This is a genomic window from Saprospiraceae bacterium (assembly GCA_016715965.1).
Taxonomy (GTDB): domain Bacteria; phylum Bacteroidota; class Bacteroidia; order Chitinophagales; family Saprospiraceae; genus Vicinibacter.
In genome coordinates this window covers 707,789-727,548 of record JADJXG010000001.1, presented here as the reverse complement: position 1 = coordinate 727,548, position 19,760 = coordinate 707,789, and the positions used below count along the sequence as shown (strand labels likewise).

At 40.5% G+C, this 19,760-nt stretch carries 16 protein-coding genes; 6 read left to right on the top strand and 10 right to left on the bottom strand.

Annotated elements, in window-relative coordinates; translation table 11 throughout:
- Window positions 1–1,260, bottom strand: a complete 1,260-nt coding sequence (locus IPM48_02715; protein MBK9270484.1) for an O-antigen ligase family protein — start codon at window positions 1,258–1,260, stop codon at window positions 1–3.
- A 259-nt stretch (window positions 1,261–1,519) separates the two neighbouring features.
- Between IPM48_02715 and IPM48_02710 the strand changes: the two genes are divergently transcribed.
- The 3 genes from IPM48_02710 to IPM48_02700 all read left to right on the top strand — a co-directional run bounded on the left by IPM48_02710 (window position 1,520) and on the right by IPM48_02700 (window position 5,478).
- Window positions 1,520–3,649, top strand: coding sequence for an elongation factor G (locus tag IPM48_02710; protein ID MBK9270483.1), 2,130 nt, complete (start codon window positions 1,520–1,522; stop codon window positions 3,647–3,649).
- Window positions 3,650–3,676: 27 nt separating this feature from the next.
- Window positions 3,677–4,792 (top strand): glycosyltransferase family 4 protein, encoded by a 1,116-nt coding sequence (locus IPM48_02705; GenBank protein ID MBK9270482.1) that lies wholly within the window; start codon window positions 3,677–3,679, stop codon window positions 4,790–4,792.
- Between the two features lie 233 nt (window positions 4,793–5,025).
- The gene (locus IPM48_02700; protein MBK9270481.1) at window positions 5,026–5,478 is read left to right on the top strand and encodes a methylated DNA-protein cysteine methyltransferase; all 453 of its coding nucleotides are present in this window, start codon (window positions 5,026–5,028) and stop codon (window positions 5,476–5,478) included.
- Window positions 5,479–5,624: 146 nt separating this feature from the next.
- Here IPM48_02700 and hemW read toward each other — a convergent pair whose 3' ends face one another.
- A complete protein-coding gene (gene hemW, locus IPM48_02695) occupies window positions 5,625–6,755 on the bottom strand; it encodes a radical SAM family heme chaperone HemW (protein ID MBK9270480.1) in 1,131 nt (376 codons plus the stop codon).
- Between the two features lie 272 nt (window positions 6,756–7,027).
- On the opposite strand from hemW, the gene IPM48_02690 reads away from it, so the two are divergent.
- The 3 genes from IPM48_02690 (at window position 7,028) to IPM48_02680 (ending at window position 8,754) form a co-directional block, all read left to right on the top strand.
- On the top strand, window positions 7,028–7,186 hold the full coding sequence (locus IPM48_02690; protein ID MBK9270479.1) for a hypothetical protein: 159 nt from the start codon (window positions 7,028–7,030) through the stop codon (window positions 7,184–7,186).
- A gap of 66 nt (window positions 7,187–7,252) precedes the next feature.
- Window positions 7,253–7,930, top strand: a complete 678-nt coding sequence (locus IPM48_02685) for a DUF1684 domain-containing protein (GenBank protein ID MBK9270478.1) — start codon at window positions 7,253–7,255, stop codon at window positions 7,928–7,930.
- Window positions 7,931–7,986: 56 nt separating this feature from the next.
- Entirely contained in the window at window positions 7,987–8,754 is a 768-nt protein-coding gene (locus IPM48_02680; GenBank protein MBK9270477.1) for a TerC family protein, read from the top strand.
- Between the two features lie 25 nt (window positions 8,755–8,779).
- Here the strand turns inward: IPM48_02680 and IPM48_02675 are convergent, their stop codons facing one another.
- The 8 genes from IPM48_02675 to IPM48_02640 all read right to left on the bottom strand — a co-directional run bounded on the left by IPM48_02675 (window position 8,780) and on the right by IPM48_02640 (window position 19,746).
- Window positions 8,780–9,847, bottom strand: coding sequence for a hypothetical protein (locus IPM48_02675; protein MBK9270476.1), 1,068 nt, complete (start codon window positions 9,845–9,847; stop codon window positions 8,780–8,782).
- A 194-nt stretch (window positions 9,848–10,041) separates the two neighbouring features.
- The gene (locus IPM48_02670) at window positions 10,042–12,267 is read right to left on the bottom strand and encodes a TonB-dependent receptor (protein ID MBK9270475.1); all 2,226 of its coding nucleotides are present in this window, start codon (window positions 12,265–12,267) and stop codon (window positions 10,042–10,044) included.
- Window positions 12,268–12,447: 180 nt separating this feature from the next.
- Window positions 12,448–15,135, bottom strand: a complete 2,688-nt coding sequence (locus IPM48_02665; GenBank protein ID MBK9270474.1) for a HAMP domain-containing protein — start codon at window positions 15,133–15,135, stop codon at window positions 12,448–12,450.
- Between the two features lie 14 nt (window positions 15,136–15,149).
- Entirely contained in the window at window positions 15,150–15,782 is a 633-nt protein-coding gene (locus IPM48_02660) for a ribonuclease H family protein (protein ID MBK9270473.1), read from the bottom strand.
- A 14-nt stretch (window positions 15,783–15,796) separates the two neighbouring features.
- The gene (locus IPM48_02655; GenBank protein ID MBK9270472.1) at window positions 15,797–16,204 is read right to left on the bottom strand and encodes a phosphoheptose isomerase; all 408 of its coding nucleotides are present in this window, start codon (window positions 16,202–16,204) and stop codon (window positions 15,797–15,799) included.
- Window positions 16,205–16,250: 46 nt separating this feature from the next.
- A complete protein-coding gene (locus IPM48_02650) occupies window positions 16,251–18,260 on the bottom strand; it encodes a S9 family peptidase (GenBank protein ID MBK9270471.1) in 2,010 nt (669 codons plus the stop codon).
- A gap of 34 nt (window positions 18,261–18,294) precedes the next feature.
- The gene (locus tag IPM48_02645) at window positions 18,295–18,612 is read right to left on the bottom strand and encodes a DUF3467 domain-containing protein (protein ID MBK9270470.1); all 318 of its coding nucleotides are present in this window, start codon (window positions 18,610–18,612) and stop codon (window positions 18,295–18,297) included.
- Window positions 18,613–18,825: 213 nt separating this feature from the next.
- Window positions 18,826–19,746 (bottom strand): TIGR01777 family protein, encoded by a 921-nt coding sequence (locus IPM48_02640; protein MBK9270469.1) that lies wholly within the window; start codon window positions 19,744–19,746, stop codon window positions 18,826–18,828.
- Between the last annotated feature and the right edge of the window lie 14 nt (window positions 19,747–19,760).

Sequence of the window (19,760 nt, the reverse complement as noted above, 5' to 3'; positions counted from 1 at the left end):
TCAGAATCCATCTGGTTTTGGATGTAAGGCAAGATGGGCAAGCAGATAAGAAAACATAAATAAAGCAATTCCAACTTGTGTATTCAAGCTGTGCTCATACAACATAGAGCTCCACACAATGATTTGCATGGAAGGAATGTATTCTGTCTTCCAGGAATTGGTTCTTAACAAACTAAAATACATCAGCAAAAGCAATACCACAAAATTGAACACACCGTAAAACGCCCAGGAAAACAAAAACTGATTATGAGGCAGCTTGATGTCCTGGTGGTTATAGATGCGCATATAAGTCTCCCTGGTGGCTTGCATTCGATCTCCGGCACCGGATCCCAGAACGGGATTTTCTTTGATCATTTCCCAACCAGCTTGTATGGACTTCAATCGCTCGAGGTCTGAATAAAACAACCATTTACCCCGGTACATTTCACCAATTTGCCAGATGGTGTAGTAATATTTGTTTTGAAGGCTGGGACTTATGTAAAAGGCAAGCAAACCAATCAGGAACAAGGCAATCAGAAATAGTAAACCCTTCTTCCAAAGTTTTCTTCGAAAACACCAGATGGCCACAAAACTTAACAATGCCAAATACAAGGCTACCATCCCTGATTTGACACTCAGGGCGTGAATGAGATAAAAGAAATAAAGGAATCCCATCCGATCCAGCCATGGATGAAAAAAACTGCTTTGGTCAAAAAATGATTTAAAAAGCAATAGGGCACACAAGGCCATCATCAGACTAAATCGAATGTGGGAAATTGGGGTTGGAATGGCCTTACCCTTGAGCAACGACAAGTTGTACTCTTCAAAATTGCTGAAATATCTACCAAGAACAAACATGGAAACCACCAAACAACTCAGGATAAAAATCCGAATGATCCATTGCAATTCCATTGACCTGATCTGTTGATGACGGGCCCAGGCCAGTGGCATGATTAACATGGGAAGGAGCATTTTCAACTGAAACCAATAATCATCCAAATGTGAAGACCACAATCCGGAAATCAGAACCGTAATAAAATACAGTATGATGAATAAAGTGTATGGCTGTGTTCGCAAAGCACCCAGAAAATGATTGAAATTCTGCAGGGTGGACTGCTGGTCTCTTGTTTGACCATTTGGAAAAAACAAGGAAAGAAAGAAACACATACTGCCAATGCTCAATAAGAAATTTGACCAGCACAAACCTGCAGCAAAGAGAAAACAGCCCAGAAGGAAAATCCGACGGGACCAGGAAAGCTCTGTGAATTTTAAATAATCCATACGATGGCCCAAAAGTAGCTCTTTGAGATCAATGACAGGATTTTTGATGGTACAAAGAAGGAATATTCCACATGAGCCTGGAGGTCACATATTCTGCGTTGCCAAGTGCATAAATCAATTCATGTGATTGAAAAAAGTATAATTACACATTATAATAAAATTTAATGATAAAAAAAGTAGAGAATGCTTGTGACGAAATTTCACATTTGTTCATACCTTACCGAGCGATAAATCATCTTTCATTTAAAAACCATCAGAAATGAGCGTAGATCCCAAACACATCAGGAATGTCGTCCTGTTAGGACATTCGCATTCCGGTAAAACTTGCTTGATTGAAGCCATGCTATATGAGGCCAAAGCGATTTCACGCAGAGGAAGCATAGAAGCAGGTAATACCGTATCCGATTTTACCGAGTTGGAACAAGAGCGCAAAGGCAGTTTGTTCAGTAAACTGATGCATGTTAGTTGGAAAGATTCCAAAATAAACCTCATCGACACTCCGGGATCTGATGATTTTGTGGGGGAAATACTAGCCTCCATGAAAGTGGCAGATTTGGGAATCATGGTTTTGAATGCTGCACACGGTGTTGAAGTTGGAACAGAGCTTATTTGGGAGTATAAGGAAAAATTTCAGTTGCCCGGTATGTTTGTTATCAATCAGATGGACCATGAAAAATCTGATTTTGATTCCACACTGGATCAGGCCATTTCTAGATTTGGACCGCGATTGATACCTTTTCAGTTCCCAGTCAATCAAGGCAAGGGTTTTAATGCCATCATCGATGCTTTGAGAATGGTCATGTACGAATTTCCTGCGGAAGGAGGCAAGCCAGTGAAGAAAGAGATTCCAGCATCTGAAATGGATCGCGCTAAAAAAATGCACAACGCCATTGTAGAAGCTGCAGCGGAAAATGACGACAGCCTGATGGAGCGCTTTTTTGAGACAGGTACGCTGGACGAATCCGAATTGGCCGATGGACTGCGAAAGGGAATCGCCAATCAACAATTGTTTCCTGTTTTTTGCGCATCTGCCACCACCAATAAAGGTACCGGTCGTATCATGGGATTCATCAATGACGTTTGTCCATCCCCGGCTGACCGACCAGCCGCCAAAACCAACAAGGGCGATTTGAAAATTTCTGCTGCAGGACCTGCCATTTTATTTATTTACAAAACATTCAGCGAACCCAAAGTGGGCAGGGTCTCCTATTTCAAGGTGTACTCCGGCAAAGTCAAAGCGGGCGATGAATTTATCAACAATGCCAATCGCGGCCATGAGCGCTTTAATCAGATCTTTGTTTCCAATGGCAAGAGTCGCGAAGCCGTCGATGAATTGTGTGCAGGAGATTTGGGTGTGGTCGTTAAATTGCGAGACAGCCATACCAACAATACACTTGCGGTCAAAGGCAACGATATTGAAATTGAGAAAATTCCATTTCCGGAACCTCGCATCCGTGCTGCCATTCATACAGAAAACAAAAACGATCTGGAGAAACTGATCAAAAGCATCCACGATCTGCAAGAGGAAGATCCTACATTAATCCTGGAACAATCACAAAGGCTCAAACAAAATATCCTTCACGGTCAAGGACAGTTGCATCTGGATCTGGTGAAATACAGGATTGAAAAATTGCACGGACTTCATTTGGATTATATCAAACCCAGAATTCCTTATCTGGAGACCATTACCAAAGCATCCGACACCTCTTACCGCCACAAAAAACAGACGGGTGGTTCTGGTCAATTTGCTGAAGTGCACATGCGGATCGAACCCTTCTATGATGAAATGCCAGACCCTGCCGGTCTCACAGTGAGAAACAGGGACAGCGAAGAATTGGAATGGGGAGGCAAACTTGCCTTTTATTGGTGCATTGTCGGAGGGTCCATCGATTCAAAATTTTCGAGCGCCATCAAAAAAGGAGTGATGAACAAAATGATCGAAGGTCCTCTTACGGGTTCGTATTGTACCAATATCAGGGTTTCCGTGTATGACGGCAAAATGCATCCGGTGGACAGCAACGATATGGCGTTTCAGATCGCTGGCACCATGGCTTTCAAAGAAGCATTCCAAAATGCTGCCTCGCAATTGATGGAGCCTGTCTATGATCTTGAAATATTGTGCTCGGATGAATTCATGGGAGACATCATGGGAGATTTGCAAACAAGAAGAGCCATAATCATGGGAATGGATTCAGACGGACATTATCAAAAAATAAAAGCCCGGGTTCCATTGGCTGAGATGCACAATTATTCTTCATCTTTGAGATCCTTGTCCCAGGGCAAGGCAAAATTTTCCATGAAGATGGCGGAGTATGCACCCGTGACTCCTGATATACAGTCCAAATTGATTCAGGAATATCAGGCTCAGCACAAAGAATCTGAAGAATAATGAGCAGTTGATTGAGTAATCGAAACTTTGGAGATTTTTTTAGACGGTAAGCGATTTTTTTACAACCACACCGGACTCGGTAACTACAGCCGCTGGTTGGTGCAATCCTATCATCAACAATTTCCGGAAGATCGACTGGTGATTCTAAAACCGGGAAAGAAACAGAGCGAATATGATGCCTTCTTGAAAGAAACATCCATTGGAACATTGAGCTATCCGTCGATGGCTGGATTGGCGCGATCTTTGACTTCGGCAAAATGGATTCCAGATAAAGCCATTTTTCATGGTCTCAGTGCGGAGATTCCTTTGAACATTGGACGCAAATCCAGAAATGCACTGATCACCGTCCACGATGTTATTTTCAAAGTCCGGCCGCAAGATTATCGCTGGCACGATCGGACGATGTATGATCTAAAATTAAAGTTTGCTTTGGAGAGAATTTCGCAAGTGGTGGCGATAAGTCAAAAAACCAGACAAGATCTGATCGAGTATTATCAAGTGCCGGAGGAAAAGATCAATGTCATTTATCAAAACTGTGATTCTTTATTTTACCAAAGTGCGGAAACCATGGAGGTAGCATCATTTCCATTGTTGGATCATTTGCCGTCTGTGTTTTGGATTTGTGTGGGCAGTTTTAATCCCAGAAAGAATCAGGACAGTATTTTGGCTGCTTATAGATGCATACCTGAGGATCTTAGAATTCCGATATGGATGATTGGAGGAGGCAGGGCCAGAAGTGCATTTAGAAAAAAAGTACAACAAAGTAGATTAAGTAAGTGGTTTTTTTTTCCGGATGAAATATCCAATATACAATTGGCATTTCTCTACAGGAAATCCATGGGTCTTATTTATCCCTCCTTGTATGAAGGTTTTGGTATTCCGGCAGTGGAGGCGATTGCTTCCGGAATTCCGGTGATTGCCCATGAGGGCACAGCGGTGGCAGAGGCTGCCGGAGATGGAGGTTTGTATGTGAATACCCTGATAGACCTGCAGTTGGCAGATGCCATGATGAGGATTCAGGAATCAAATAACTTGCGCGATGCTCTGATTGCAAAAGGATGGGATCATATTAAGACATTGGATGAGAAAAAAAATATGATTTTGCAAAAAAATGTTTACAAAATAATTGAACAAAACTCTTAAGTTTGAATTGATTTACAATTTAATATACAATGAAAAATTTGTATACAAATAAAAAAAATACAATTTTTTTCGAATTGGTATGGTTTTTACATATACCTAAGCGTATTACAACCTTAATTTTAGGTTTCATTCTCATTCATTCTCCGGCGTTAAATGAAAGTATTTAACGCCGTTTTTATTTTATAAGCATTCTAAGTAAAAATTCACACCTGCCATTCTTAATTCATCCCGGCATGAAAAGTAAAACCAGTTGGAAAATAAAAATGGATAAACCCTTGGCTCCTGAAATCAAAGAAGGACCTGAAGCCTGGAATCATAAATACGGCGGCACAAAGATGCTCATCCCAACACCCAGATTGATTGAATCCTTATTATACCAAATCCCAAAAGGAAAAATTAAAACGCTCAGCGCTTTGCGGGAAGAATTGGCGGAAGAATGCGGCGCGGATTATGCCTGTCCACTCACGACTGGAATATTTCTAAGAATTTGTGCAGAATACGCGGAGGAGTTGATCACAGGAGGCCAAAAGAAAATTCCTCCTTACTGGAGAGTGGTGAGAGATGATGGAAGCTTTTTTGAAAAATTCCCCGGAGGGGAAGAGCAACAAATGAAAAAACTTCAATCAGAAGGACACAGAATCGCAAGGATAGGTAAAATTAGAAAGCGTTGGGCATTGGAACTTTAATGAGGTCTTTATCATAAATATACTGCCAATAGCGCCAAGCGATCTTAAAGGTTCCAATGTCAAACGAAGAGATCCACACCAAATGCCAGCTATCATATAAGCTCTAAACCAGTGGATGCAAAATCTTGGATTATAAATTATTGGACCTATTCTGCAAATGCTTCCATGCTAATCCGGTCACAGAGCAACTTTCCAGAAGGACTGAGAAAATAGCCATCCTGATTTTTTAATACATGGCCCGAGGTAAAATATTCTTCCATTATTTTTTCGGCAATAGGAAAGTATTCAGGAAATCTTGTTTGCAATTCCCTGGTAGAAATTCCTTCTTTCCTGCGCAGTTGGAGCATGATGTATTCGTTGTAATGGTCCTTTGGGCTAAGGCTCTCTTCTTCGTAGCAGGGTAGATTCTCTTGTACGGATTTTGCATACAGGGTATTGTTGGCAACATTCCATCTTCTCTTTTGACCATCAAATGAATGTGCGGCAGGTCCGAATCCAAAATAACTTTGCCCCTTCCAATAGCTGCTGTTGTGTCGGGAGCGATGACCTGGCAAAGCAAAATTGGAAATTTCATAATCCTCATAGTGATGAACTGCCAGATGCTCCAACATAAGCAACATCTGTCGTGAGCTGTCTTCTTCTGAAACGACCACTGATTTTGTATGGTGAACCTGATGGTGTAAAATGGTTTTTGGCTCAACCGTCAACGCATAGCAGGACAAATGAGGTACGTGATAACCAATGAGTGTATCCAGATCGTGAATCCATTCTTCATCGCTTCTTTGAGGTAAGCCATAGATGAGATCGCAGGAAAAATTGCGAATATTGGAAGCTGCGATTAATTCGAGGGATTGATGGGCATCTTTTGCATTGTGAGGCCTGTTCATCCATTTGAGCAGACCATCATCCAGGGATTGAATGCCAAGGCTAAGACGGTTGATGCCAAGTTTTTGCCACTCATCGAGCCGGATACGGCTTACATCGTCCGGATTGGCTTCCAGGGTGATTTCTGCATCATCAGACAAGCAATAATTCTTGTGCATCAGACCGAGGATGGCATCCAGTTCAGACGCATTCAGAATACTTGGGGTACCTCCACCCAAATAGATGGAATCTATGCGATGAGCCAAAGCTTCTTCTTTTCTTTGAATGATCTCTTTTTGGATGGCCTTTAGAACGGCATCTTTCGTTTCCATTCGGGTGGAGAAATGAAAATTACAATAGCTGCATTTTCGTTTACAAAAAGGTATGTGTAAGTATATTCCTGCAACAAGCATGTACAGAAGACCTCAAAATTCATCTTTGGTTTATCTCTTAGAGGCTTTTTTATGGTACCTTTTTCCATTTTCTCTTTAAAGTGTCCGGAAGATTGGGTTTTTGTCAGTTTCTAAAATCATTCTGTACAAGTACAAGCTAGGGTGCTAAGACCGGCGGTTCATTCTAAGGTTTGCAGATAGACATGGGTCATAATGGAAATAAAGGGAACTTTCCTGTCAGAATTCAACTGATCTGGACAGCATAGCATTCTACCGGGGCATTTCTTTGTCAAATGGGCGACCGGGCTAGCCCTGACCTTGCCGGACTGTACCGCCGAGTGGGTAAAGTCACCCTGGGATCAACCGGAATGTGCTTGTGCGGAATGGCTGGTCGTATTACCCCGGCATTGGATACAGAAATGAGGACTTCCTTCAGGGCCGGTTTGGGCTGAAGCCTATTTGCATTTTAAATATGAATCTTTTTTGATGGGTACAATAGGCTGTATTAGATTTGCAGGATGAATTGGACCAACTGTACAACAGAACAATTCCTTCATCCGCTTATCTACAAGTTTATCAGAATTTGGTTGCTTTGTTTGGTATCCAGTATCTTATCTGCTCAAAATGATTATGCCCTTTCCATTCAACAACACAGAACTAAGATCGCAGAGGAACATTTAAAAGATCAACGTTCTCCATTAAGAAAAGGGGACCTCAAAAAATTGAGATACTTTCCGGCAGATGAACAGTTCAGCTTGTTTTGCAACTATCAAAAGATAACAGATGCCGATAGTGTCATCATGCCAACCACCAGCGGCAGGCTTAAATATTTTGTTAGGAGTGCAAAAATCAGTTTTCAATGGAATGAAAGCATCCATACACTTTTTTTGTACAGACCCGCATCTGCTCCGGACAGTTTCCAACATTTGTTTTTGCTGTTTTACGATCAGAGCAATGGGGAGGAAACTTATGCAGGAGGACGTTATTTGGACCTTGAAGCGCCATTGACAAATGACAATGGACTATTGGTGGATTTTAACAAAGCTTACAATCCATGGTGTGCGTACAGTGATGGTTTTAACTGTCCGATTCCACCAGAAGAAAACAGATTGTCTTTTCCATTGTATGCGGGAGAAAAATTGTACAAAGGCAAACATCGCTTAGGACCAAAGTCTTCAAATGCCAGGAAAAAATAACCCCGATAGGGACCTTGTAATGATACACTCAACTTCAATCAACAAAAAATTAAATTATGCCAACTGAAATTATTATTTCGCTCATTACCCTGATTTTGCTCGAAATCGTTTTGGGTATTGACAATATCATTTTCCTTTCTATTTTATCGTCTAAGTTGCCCAAAGAACAACAGCGCAAAGCGAGAAGGCTGGGTATTTTTTTAGCCATGTTTATGAGGTTGGCGCTGCTGGCAGCCATCAGTTGGGTCATTGGATTAAAAGCTGATTTATTTCATATTTGGGGAGAAGGATTTTCTGGAAAGGATTTGATTCTGATTCTGGGAGGAATCTTTTTATTGTACAAATCTTCCACAGAAATATACCATAAGACAGAAGGGGAGGAAGCTGATAAAACTTTGGAACTTGTCAAGCTGAGTTTTACAGCAGTGCTTGCACAAATTGTGATCATGGATCTTGTATTTTCTTTGGACAGCATTATTACCGCAGTTGGACTGGCCCGCGAACTTTGGGTCATGTATGTAGCAGTCATCCTGTCTGTCATTATTATGTTGGTGGCTGCAGAGCCTGTTGCAGAATTTGTGGACAAGCATCCTGCCTTTAAAATTCTCGCACTGAGTTTTCTTTTGCTCATTGGATTTACATTGGTGGCAGAAGGCTTTGATGTTGAAATTCCAAAAGGTTATATTTACTTCTCGATGGCCTTCTCTTTTGCAGTGAATATTTTACAAATGCGACTGGCTAAAAAGACAAAACCTGTTGTCTTGCATGAGCATTACAAAAAGGACACTGAAAAATTGCCCGACGACCTTGACATGGGACTTTAGTCAGGACAGAAGGATCAGGATTCAATCAATATCTTACGCTAAGCGCCAAACCTTGATAAGCATCAAGGCTTCCATTGTTTGCAAAAACCACCTCCCCACCTTGCAATATATTGTGCTCAATCATCTCGTCGATCAGGTCATCCGTTGAAAACTTTTCCGTGGAATGGGCCTTTTGCACCAAAACGATCTGATGATCCATCACCACAGCAGGTAGGATTAAATCTGATTGGACAAACAAAGTTTGTCCTTTGCCTTCCTTGATGGCTCGCCAGATCTCTGCTGTATCGCTAACAACTTTGCCAGCTTTCTGGGCTTTAGCGAGATCATTCATTTTTTCTTCAAAGGCATCCAGGGTTTTTTGTGTCATATATTCTTGAGAAGCGTTCAGAATCTGATGTGCGCTGGTATTTTCAAAATTGCCGTGCACATATCCAGCCAGTCGGTTCTTATGATCCGCTATTTTAAGATAATGATCATAATTTCTCGATTCGGTCAACAACAAAACAGAATGTTTACTTTCTGTGAAGTATTTGTGCAGTTTCTTATCCACCTGGTTAAAAAACTCTTCGACAAGATTGTCCTGACCTTTGTTGGTGGATTGAATCAGTGGATCTGCAGGTACATGATGGTTGACAATTGGAAAATCTCCGGTTAATTCCTGTATCCCATCTTCAGAATGTACGAAATACAATTTTGCAGTTTGTTTGCTGAGTACCAGAACGAAGTAATCGAGTGCCAGTTGTTTGGCGCGAATTAAATCTCTTGAAGAAAAACTAGGATCGATGATGACTCTATTCTGTACCGGGATTCCTATTCTATGGTACTCGGCAATATTTTCATTGACATGCAATATAAGGCCTTCTTTATTGTAGTCGTGGTCTATGCTTTCAGCACATTTGTGTAGCTGATCTGACAAACGCGATGCAAGTGCTTTGTCATAATCCCGGTGCAATCTTTCTTCAGCTTCTTTTATCAAATTTTTTAACAATATCCGGTCCTGAAGATTATCTGGTTTGGTCCTGTGCGTATTGAGAACAATACTAATATTTACTTTGGTTTCTTTTTTTTTGAGATTGGCGATAAATTCTTTCATGATTGCATAGTTTTTTAAAATACTGTTTTTTGGGAATTCGATAAACCCAATAATAAAAATTGTCTTGAAACTGATAATCTTAAAACTAGATCATCTTCATCCTATTCTAACATGAAAGACAGGTCTAGGTTCAGGAAAACATAAACCTATTTTCTCCTTTGAAATCATAAAAAACCATTGAGTTCCGATCAATGTCAAAGTTTAATGCCAAATGAAACATAAAATCCTCTGCCATCCGATGGCCAGATTCCGGGTCCGGGATAAAACAGAGGTCTTTTGGTAAAATACTGTTTGTCTGCAATGTTGTTGAGCCCTGCTCTAATAATAAATTGCTGGCCAAATTTATAAGAACCATACAAATCCAAAATGCCATAAGCTGGTACAAGTCCAATGGCACCATCTGCGCTTGGAGTGATGGTATTCAGGGCATCTGCATACGTCTCAGAGGTATAACTGTATTGCAGGGTAAGATTCAGAGACTTGTAAGCATATTGGATGCCGTTTCTGCTGATCCAACGGGGTACAGACTCCAATGCATTTCCATGGATGGAAGTATTGGCATCCGGTCCTGTACGGATGATAGCATTGATGTATTGGGAATGCATATAAGAACTTGCTGTAAACAGGGATAAAAGACTTTTTCCATTGTGAAGGGGTGTAATTTCCAAATAGCATTCAAGACCGATGATTCTGCTGTCACCAATATTGGTTTTAAGAGTATAGGCGACGGAATCGTTTTCCCGGATAAAAAGATTACCAAGACGATTGTTGTATTGGATGGCAAAAGCAGAAACATCCAATCTGAACCAGTCTTCTATATTGGACTTTAAGCCCAATTCAGAAACAAAGCCTCTGGCATTCTGTAAATTTTGATCGGCTCTTTCCAGAACAGAGGCGGGAATAATGTCTTTCAGAATGACCGGTCTGTGGGCTTGTGAAATACCACCGTACAGTTTTAATTGAGGGGTCATCTCATATTTCAAACCCATGCCCAAGGAAGGAATGTTGTGAATAATCCGATTGGGGATATTTGTGTCTTGCAAATATTGAATTTTGCCGGAAAGGTCTGACCGACCTGTTTCATATCGGAATCCGGGAGAAATGGTTAAATGGTCAGTAATGTAAAATGTGTTCTCCATAAAAAACGCAGCAGTATTGCTTCGGTAATGGAGATCTCTTCTAAAGGGTCCTGTGGTACTAAGATCATAATCTGTGCCCGTCGTTCCGGGTGCTTGCTGCTTTCTGTTCATGTCATTGTGAAATCCACGTATTCCTACCACAAATGTATTTTTATGACCCCGTATGAATTGCGTATGAAGAAAACTCAGTTCGTATGTTTTAGAATTAAATTGGTCAACATCTACAAACCTGGGTGCATATTGTCTGGTGGATTCGAGGATGGTATCTCTGATGGTAGCTAGTCCTTCAAACAACACACTGCTCCTGTTTCCAAAAATCCCGGAAACAACTGCGTTGATCTGTGAATTTGGATTTGGTTTCCACTGAAAGGATAAAGAGGGGACATAAATTTCCGGTGCATAGTAGCTGCGGTGACGGGTGAATTGCTTTGGGTCTGCTTCAAACATGGCATCGGTAAGAGGCCCCGGCAATCGAAATCGATAATAACTGCGGGATATTTCTGCGATGGCAGAAAATTGTTCTGAAAATTGGTAGCTGAGATGCAAATGTTGCGCATCGGATTTGGATTCTGCATATTGTCGGTATCCGTCAGAATTCCGGGTATGGTAATAGCCGTAATAATTCAATTTTCTGATTTTTCCGCCCACCGCATTGTAGGAACTGAATAAACCAAAAGATCCGACCGTGTTGATTGATTCAAAAGACAATTTTTTAGAAGGATCTGGCTTTTTGGTGATGTAATTAATCATTCCTCCAAACTGTGCTCCGTATTGGAGTGCGCCAGTGCCTCTGATAATTTCGATTTTGTCAATGGCCTCCATGGGTACGTTGTAATGACTTGCTGGATAACCATACATATCAGAATTGGTGATGATGCCATTCTGGCGAATGTTAAACTCCCATCCCCGATGTGGATCCAATCCCCTGGTCGCTACATTGACCTGGTTGCCACTTCCGTCCATGTCGTATATAAAAGCACCTGGTATTTTCGCAAAAAGTTGCCTGCCCGTTTTTTCTGCCTGATTAAAAGGGAGGTCTTTGACCTGAATGACCTCATTCTTTTTGCCGGCCACCAAATACTGGTTGTGCACATCTGGTAGCTCCAATACTTTAAGTTGCTGCCTGTAAGAGCGAATGATGACTTCATCCAAAATTTGATGACCAATGGTATCTGAAGGATTTGATTGCTGAGCATATATCCGTTGGTGAATCAAAGGAAATACTGCAAAACAAGCAAAAATGCAAAGGATGTATTTTGAAAAATTGAATCTGCAAACCATTGTATTTTTATTATGCTCAAGCACCTGTTTTCCTGATTTTTTTTTTATTTTTTGATCGGTATAATGTTCAAACCTAAAATAAGTTTGTGTAAAAAAAGTTGATTCGAAATGGCAAATTTAATTTTTTTAATAAGCCTTATTTTCTTCAATCATGCCATTTTATTACCTATTTATTCCAGATTATACCTTTTGAATTTCTGCCAAGTGAAGGTGGATCTGGTTTCTGTAACCCAAAAGAATTTTTTTCAATTCCACCCAGTTTTGTTGTGGATTTATTGATGGGGCATCGGAATCCGAGGGAATTAATTGATCTTTAATTTCTCGTTCAAGATCAGGAAGATTGAGTGTCCTGAATACATTGGCCATTTTGTGAATGACGCGTTGAATTTCATCCCGATTATTTGCCACAATGGCATTTTCCAGATGTTCGATGGCTTTTGTCCATTCATTTTTCATTATTTCCAGCACCTTGCTTACTTTCAGTGAATCATCATCATAATCAGAATGGATTTGTTGAAATGAAGCGTGTGGTCTTTTCCTGTATAGAGAATTTAGATTTTCAAGCAATTTTTCTGGTTTGATGGGCTTTAACCAGATGGCATCAAACCATTTTTGCGATTGTGCAAATGGATAATCAAACTGGGCACCAGAGATGCAAACAAGTTTTCCAGCCTTATTCAATTTCTGCCTGATCAATGCCGCAATTTTCTCTGCAGATGTACTTTCAAAATGAAAATCGGTGATGATCAAATCAAATTTGTCCATTTGATCTAAATCGGACAATTGCTCTGGTTGGGTCAAAGCACGGAGGGATTCAGAATAAGATCCCAGGACGTGTTCATATAAATGCAAAACCAAAGGATCGTCATCCATCAGCAAGACATTGCCAAAATGAAATTCTGCTTGGGTGGTGATTGAGAAGGAAGCACTTTTATCTAGGGTTTCAGCCTTTTTCATTTTCAATTGGAATGAAAAAACAGAACCCACTTCTGGAGTTGACTCAATTTCTAGTTCGGTGTCAAATAATTTTAGAAGCTGAATCACAATGGGTAAGCCCAGTCCTGCTCCATCCAGATTGATGGTTGGATCCCTCTGGTCTTTGATTTGGATAAATCTTTGTCTGATGCGTTCGAGTTGAGAGGGTTTGATTCCAATCCCATTGTCCTTTATTTCAAATTGCAGCTTTACCATTTCTGAATCCGAGTAGAGATGTTTTACCGATAATTCAATTTTTCCATTTTCCCTTGTAAATTTAAATGCATTTGAAATCAGGTTGTGTAAAATTTGCTTCAATCTGACAGGATCTGTGATTAGTGTTAGTTCTTTCAGATGATTTTCCACCTGCAGCTCAAATTCAATTTTTTTGGATCTGGATTCGTAGATATAGGATTTTTGAATTTGTTTGAGAAAATCCGAAAGATACAATCGATCCTGTATCAAGTGAATTCTCCCTTCTCTTAGTTTGGAAAAATCCAAAACATCGTTGACCAGGGTCAAAAGGTGATCTGAGCTGTACTGCAAACTTTCAATCAAAGGAATCTGGTCAGGTCTGGGTGTATTGTCATTTAGAATCCTGCACATTCCAATGATGGTTTGCAGTGGATTTCGAATTTCATGACTCATGTTTTGCAGGAATTCTTCCTTCAGCTGATTGGCATTTTCGGCATCCTCTTTGGCGATTGCTAGATTGGTGATATTTTGTTTGATGGTATCAGCCATTTCCTTAAAACTATTGGCGAGTAATCCGATTTCATCATTGAGTTGCAATGGCAAATTCTCTGTGCGCAAATCTTGTTTAAAACTTGTCACTGCACTAGTAATCGATTTCAGACTTTGGGTTTGTTTTCTCATCCACCAAAGTGCTGCAAGAATGGTCATCAGGATAATTCCAAGGGTCACCAGAATGATCAATCCCTGCCACCGGTAAAAATAACTAAGAATGGTTTCGCGGTCAGATTGAAGGCCGAGAATGAGTGAATATGATTTTCGAGGGTAGGAGATTTTTTTATAGATGAAAAGATGTTTGTCATCGAGTTCGCTCGTATAAATTTCGGAAGTCGGTTTGTTGTTCTTAATTTCAATACCCAGATCATCCAATGCCGTGGCTTTTTGTGATTTTTCGAATCCAAATTCTTTTTCAGGATCTGGATGCAAAAGGTAGTAGCCATCTTGATTGATCAGATACAGTTTGAATTCTTTTGGGACGAAGGTTTTTAGCTCGCGAATAAATGCATTTAGATTGGCGTTGATGATGATGATTCCAAATACCGTATCCTCCAAATAAATGGGACAAGCAGCTCTTAAGGTGCTCATTTCTGGTTTTGAGATCTTTCCAAATTCTTTGTTTAAATCGATCACTGAAAAGTAAACCGAATCTTCCGGATATTCCAGTGGTTCTTTAAAATAGGAGTATTCTCCTTTGCTTTGCAATTGATTTTTTTGAATGAGGTGAAGCGTATCTCCTTTTCTGTCTGTGCGCAGAATCTCCTGACCATTGTTTGTTTTGCCGATAACCCTCAGTTGGGCATAGTCTGGTTTGGTGGACATAAATGAAATATAATCCTTCGCCAGTTTGTTCTGTTTTTCCTCGGCATTTTTCGATTGATCCCTAATGTAATCTTTTAAGTAAGGACTCCTGGATAAATACAAAATGTCTTTTCTGATATGGTCTATATACGAACTAATTTTCAGATCAAGGATTTCTATATTGTGCTTCAGCTGTTGCTGTGAACTCGAAAGTACGATGTCTGAAGTAATGCGATACAATAAATAGCCAATCAGCGTCGAGCTGATCAGGATCAGAAAAATGTAAAACGTGGCGTTTTTTACTGCCAGAGAAACGAACCCATGTTTTACTTTATTTGTCATGATCGCATCAAAAGTTATTTTCTGCCAAAGTCAGCAGGAATTTCTCCCCATTTTTGTGTTTCCCATTTGATGACCTGATTCTGATAACTGTTTTGATGAAGCCACAGGGTCGCTCTTTTTACCAGTTCATACAAGACTTGATTGGAAGAATTAAAATCTAGCTGGGTCTTTGCTTTTTTTTGTTTTAGCCAACTGATGGCAGTTGCACTGTCGCTGTATATTTTTGTGGTATTGTCTTTTTTTTGATGTAGCAATGCCAGGGCATGCACCAGCGCTAAAAATTCGCCAATGTTGTTGGTACCATTGTTAAATGGCCCCTGATGGAAGAGTACTTTACCAGAATAGGGATCCACACCCCGATATTCCACCGGACCGGGATTGCCTTCGCAGGCTGCATCTACTGCGATGCTGCCAACGGGTACGTGATCTTGCCATTTTTCTGATACTGTTTTGGTTTTTTTGGAAGAAACATTGGATGTGGAAGGCCCATTTAGATAGGCTTCCTGAGCATCTTTCAACGATTCAAATGATTTGTATTTCGCTCCGGGATATCCTTTGATTTGCCGCTGACATTCAGACCAACTTGTATATATACCCGGTTGTTCACCTTCCCACACCACATAAAATTTGGCTTTGTCCTTTTTCATTACAGATCACCAATTCAGATTTTCTTGTCATGCGATTCGATCTCTGGAAAAGAACCGTTGTAATGATGAAAGGTAACCATGTGATTGTCCAACCAGTGATAATTTCCACCCCTTGGCTTTCCCATGACCATACCATGGTATAAGAAGCCGTGCTGATTCAACCACTCCTCGGTAATTTTTCGCAGGTCTTCCGTTCGACTGGTGAAAAAATAAACCTGATGGCCCTCCTCGTACAATCGGTTGACAAATTCCAGTGCACCTTTATAAATCTTTGCGTCTTTCATTCTTTCAGGTTCTTCATTCGGAATGTCCTCGCAAATGGTGCCATCGATGTCGATCAGATAATTTCTTTTTCCTTTAGCCAGTTCCGGACTTCGCGGATGACCCTGTGCATCTAAAGTATAAACGAAATCATCTGCCATTGTCTTTGTTTGTTTTTCCAATCAAAATCAATTGGTTCAGGTATGTTTACTTAAGCCATTTGTCCAACCAGCTAAAAAATTCCCTCTGCCAAAGCACCCCGTTTTGCGGTGACTGAATCCAATGACCCTCTTCAGGAAACAAAAGCAATCTGGCAGGTAGGCCCTTCAACCTGGCCACTTGAAATGCCTGCATGCCTTCGCTCATCGGCACCCTGAAATCTTTTTCTCCGTGGATCACCATCATGGGTGTATCCCAGTTTTCCACAAATTTGTGGGGTGAAAATTTTTCGTATTGCTTTTTATGGGTCTTATCCCAATAAGGTCCACCTAAATCGAAATTGACAAACCACATTTCTTCCGTGGTACCATACATGGATTCAAGATTAAACACGCCGCAATGTGACAAAAAGCATTTGAATCTTTTTTGGTGAATACCCGCCAGATAGAATACCGAATATCCCCCAAAACTTGCACCAATGGCACCTAGCTTTTCTTTGTCCACAAAACGCTCTTTTGATGCATCATCGATGGCACTCAGATAATCTTTCATGCATTGTCCTCCCCAGTCTTTGGAAATGGCAAGATTCCATTCTTGTCCAAAACCAGGCATTCCTCTTCTGCAGGGTGCAACAATGATGTATCCCTGGTTGGCCATCAGCGAAAAATTCCAGCGATAACTGAAAAACTGACTGACGGTTGATTGGGGGCCGCCCTGACAATAAAGCAAGGTGGGGTATTTTTTGGAGGGGTCAAAATCAGGTGGCAAAATGGTCCATACCAGCATTTTTTTACCATCGGTGGTATTCACCCATTTTTGTCGAACTTCTGGTTTTTTAACAGACGACCACAGTTCGGAATTCACATGGGTCATTTGACGCGTTGCGCCGTTGACATTCACAAAATACAATTCAGCAGGCTGTGTCATAGAGACTCTTGTGCTTACAATTCCTTTGGATGTGGGAACCAAAGAAGTATAATCGTGAATACCTGTTGTAATTTGTCGTATTTGTAAGGTCGAAAGATCCTGAATAAAAATTTGCTGACAGCCATCTTTGGCAGATATGAAAAATACACTTTTACCATCCGGGGCAAATGAAGCGTGTTCCGCATCATTGTCATATTGGGTTCCCAGCATTTTTGCAGTCGAATTGGATAAATCGTACAACACGAGCTGGTTTTTGTCTGCTTCGTATCCAGGAGTCAACATTGAGTTCCACATCAGATATTTACCATCAGGAGAGAAGACAGGAGTTTTGTCATATCCCTTGTTGTTCAGACTTACATTTTTGGTGGAACGTGTTTGGACATCGTACACAAAAATATCCGTATTTGTGCTAACGGCGTATTCAACACCTTTCAGTTTCTTACAACTGTAGGCAATGTATCTGCTATCAGGACTAATGCTTACTTGTTCAATTCCATCCATTGGATCTACTGGTGCCTGAAAAGCTTCATTGACAATGTTGAGGGGCTTGCCATCCATTTTTCCATCCTGCATTTTTACGTAAAATACATTGTTGTCGTGCAGATCATCCCATGATTTCCAATGCCGGTACATAAGGTCATCATATATTCTTGCATTGGCCAAAGGAAGATCAGGATGGATTTCTTTCGTAGATGTTCTGTATTTGACGTCCTGAATAAAGACCAAGACATCACTTTTGGGTGATATCAGAAAACCATTCATTTCAAAATCGGCCCATTTGTTTTGATCCGATCCATCCGCATTGCAGGTATAAGGTACTCCATTGTATAAGAACATGATTTTTTTACCTCCATCAAAAAATCTGGCGTTATTTTCATGACCTTCCAGATTGGTGATTTTAACCGGTGGAGCACTTCCATCCGTCCTCATGGTATAAAGGTTCGTATTGGATTTGTTGGATTGAAGATCAAAATTTGTTATCGAAAAAACAGTCATCGACCCATCTTCTGAGACATCTTCCAAATTTACTCTTCCGAGTTTCCAAAGAGTTTCAGCGGTGAGCATAGATGGCTGTGCGGAAATTTGAAAGCCAAGGCTGAGCAATAAAATAAAATGTAATATGGATTTCATAATAAAAAAGTGGGATAAAAATGCATTTAAATAATCAAGCCTGAGCGGTAGGAGTATTAAAAGACATTGGAGGCATTTGTGGCGGCTCCGGATCTTGGATTGGACCAAATTGTTGTTCGTATTTGTGGACATTATCTCCCAATGCTTTCATCAACCTTCTGGCGTGTTGAGGAGTGAGAATAATTCTTGACTTGACTTTGGCCTTTGGCACGTTGGGCATGAGTCTGATAAAATCCAAAACAAATTCTGAATGAGAGTGAGATATGATAGCCAGATTGGAATACACCCCTTCGGCGGTTTCTTCATTTAATTCGATGTTGATTTCATTGGGATTCTTAGCTGGTTCTGCCATGATTTTTACTTTTAGTGAACAAAATTAACCAATTTCGGATAGATTAGGTTTAAATATTCCTTAAACAATGGTACATACTATTTTTATATATATTTGGAAATTGAGATCAATGTTTGTGGTTCAATCGACCGTCGATTCATTAAATCTATTTTTGATCTTTATAAAATTTTAAATGATGGCAATTCTGAAGTTATTTTTTTTACCAAAATTTATTTATTTTTGAAGAAGACATTGAATACAATCATTGATCTCCGAATGTACAAATGGATAATTTTGAAGTAGCAGATTGCCTGGATAAATTTTGGCATCAGTCATTACAAGTTCTGACATACCAAAGGGCACAAGCCGCATTAAAAAATCCGGTATTCCGAAGGATAAAAATACGTTCGGAAATTTTTTAGCGGCTATTTGTAGAATTGTTTTTTGAGAGACTGCATTGGGAGCAGTCAAGTTGTACACAACCGCTGGTGTTTTTTGCTGAATGATGAAACTGATCGATTTGACCACATCATCCAAGTGAATCCAGGAATAAAACTGTTCGCCGCTGCCAAACCAGGATAGAAAACCCATTTTGGAACTCATGGTCATCAAAGGCCAGATTCCTCCGGATTTACCAAAGACCAGACCAATGCGGATATGAACCAAATGCTCAGTCAGTGAGCTAAGTACTTCAGATTCTTTTTCCCAGATTTTTACAGTCTCTGTGAGAAATCCATGAATGCCAAGGCTTGAATTTTCATCCAAGTATTCACCGGGTCGGTGTCCATAAATACCAATGGCACTTGCCTGGATGATCAGACGCGGGCGGTGGTTGGATTGTCTGAGCCCTTCGGATAAGGTTCTGATCGCATCTAATCTTGATTGCAAGATTTGTTTTTTCTTAGGACGGGTCCACAAGCCACCTGCAATCGATGATCCAGCCAAATTGACAATGACATCCGTATCAAGTAAGGCAGCAGCATCCATGCGGTGGTTTTTTGGATCCCATGCATATCTTGATTTAAGAGCATCAGCAGATTGGCGGCTGAGGATGTTCACTTCATTTTTTTGTTCAATCAAGCTGTTTTTTAAGGATTGGCCAATAAGACCAGTGCCTCCTGTGATCAGAATTTTAGATCTTTGTACTTCCATCATTTTCAGAATGTGAG

What these genes read in the sequence shown, in the direction of transcription:
- IPM48_02715 (MBK9270484.1), bottom strand. Translation starts at nt 1,260, where the DNA reads ATGGATTATTTAAAATTCACAGAGCTTTCCTGGTCCCGTCGGATTTTC.
- IPM48_02710 (MBK9270483.1), top strand. Translation starts at nt 1,520, where the DNA reads ATGAGCGTAGATCCCAAACACATCAGGAATGTCGTCCTGTTAGGACAT.
- IPM48_02700 (MBK9270481.1), top strand. Translation starts at nt 5,026, where the DNA reads ATGAAAAGTAAAACCAGTTGGAAAATAAAAATGGATAAACCCTTGGCT.
- hemW (MBK9270480.1), bottom strand. Translation starts at nt 6,755, where the DNA reads ATGCTTGTTGCAGGAATATACTTACACATACCTTTTTGTAAACGAAAA.
- IPM48_02690 (MBK9270479.1), top strand. Translation starts at nt 7,028, where the DNA reads ATGGGCGACCGGGCTAGCCCTGACCTTGCCGGACTGTACCGCCGAGTG.
- IPM48_02685 (MBK9270478.1), top strand. Translation starts at nt 7,253, where the DNA reads ATGAATTGGACCAACTGTACAACAGAACAATTCCTTCATCCGCTTATC.
- IPM48_02680 (MBK9270477.1), top strand. Translation starts at nt 7,987, where the DNA reads ATGCCAACTGAAATTATTATTTCGCTCATTACCCTGATTTTGCTCGAA.
- IPM48_02675 (MBK9270476.1), bottom strand. Translation starts at nt 9,847, where the DNA reads ATGAAAGAATTTATCGCCAATCTCAAAAAAAAAGAAACCAAAGTAAAT.
- IPM48_02670 (MBK9270475.1), bottom strand. Translation starts at nt 12,267, where the DNA reads ATGGTTTGCAGATTCAATTTTTCAAAATACATCCTTTGCATTTTTGCT.
- IPM48_02665 (MBK9270474.1), bottom strand. Translation starts at nt 15,135, where the DNA reads ATGACAAATAAAGTAAAACATGGGTTCGTTTCTCTGGCAGTAAAAAAC.
- IPM48_02660 (MBK9270473.1), bottom strand. Translation starts at nt 15,782, where the DNA reads ATGAAAAAGGACAAAGCCAAATTTTATGTGGTGTGGGAAGGTGAACAA.
- IPM48_02655 (MBK9270472.1), bottom strand. Translation starts at nt 16,204, where the DNA reads ATGGCAGATGATTTCGTTTATACTTTAGATGCACAGGGTCATCCGCGA.
- IPM48_02650 (MBK9270471.1), bottom strand. Translation starts at nt 18,260, where the DNA reads ATGAAATCCATATTACATTTTATTTTATTGCTCAGCCTTGGCTTTCAA.
- IPM48_02645 (MBK9270470.1), bottom strand. Translation starts at nt 18,612, where the DNA reads ATGGCAGAACCAGCTAAGAATCCCAATGAAATCAACATCGAATTAAAT.
- IPM48_02640 (MBK9270469.1), bottom strand. Translation starts at nt 19,746, where the DNA reads ATGATGGAAGTACAAAGATCTAAAATTCTGATCACAGGAGGCACTGGT.